1 protein-coding gene is annotated in these 534 nt (G+C 39.0%); it reads right to left on the bottom strand.

Translation table 11 applies throughout. The features are described 5' to 3' along the window. On the bottom strand, positions 1-292 hold a 292-nt coding region (locus V5G28_RS01065; RefSeq protein ID WP_336229414.1), incomplete at its 3' end, for a transposase. Positions 293-534 lie beyond the last annotated feature (242 nt).

The raw sequence follows: 534 nt of genomic DNA, 5'->3' as shown, positions 1-534 counted from the left end.
ATTGATCTAAATGGGTGCAATGTTCCCAAGACAATTCGTACTTAATGTGTTCCCATAAACGCTCAATGGGATTAAGCTCTGGACTATTGGCGGGCTGAAAAATTGGAATAACATTATCAGGCCATCTTAAGTCCAAAGATTTGTGAAAACTGCCATTGTCCATTTGTATTAAATTCAGGGTCTTGGGGTATGCTGCTGAGAAAAGGTCTAAAAAATCTTGAAAACAAGTACTATCAAGGTGAGAAAATTCCCAATCATAAACTATCTCCAGTTGCTGGTTCAACAACACCATACAAATAAAAGTTTTTTCTCTGCCAACCAACAATACCTTCAGGTTTAACCCCTTTGAGTGTAATTGTCCGTCCTGTAATGGTTTTAAGCCCTAAGCGACTCTCATCTTGGCACCAGTAGCGAACTTGTTGGTTGTCTGCTAAATAGCGTAGTAAAACTTGGATTATTGCTGGAAGTTTTTTTTAAAGGCTTCTTGAACTTCAGGTTTGGCTTTAGCACTACGTGGACGCGGTACTTTCAATT

The organism is Scytonema sp. PRP1, from assembly GCF_036697665.2.
Lineage (GTDB): Bacteria > Cyanobacteriota > Cyanobacteriia > Cyanobacteriales > Nostocaceae > Kalymmatonema > Kalymmatonema gypsitolerans.
This window is presented reverse-complemented; position numbering and strand designations above follow the sequence as displayed.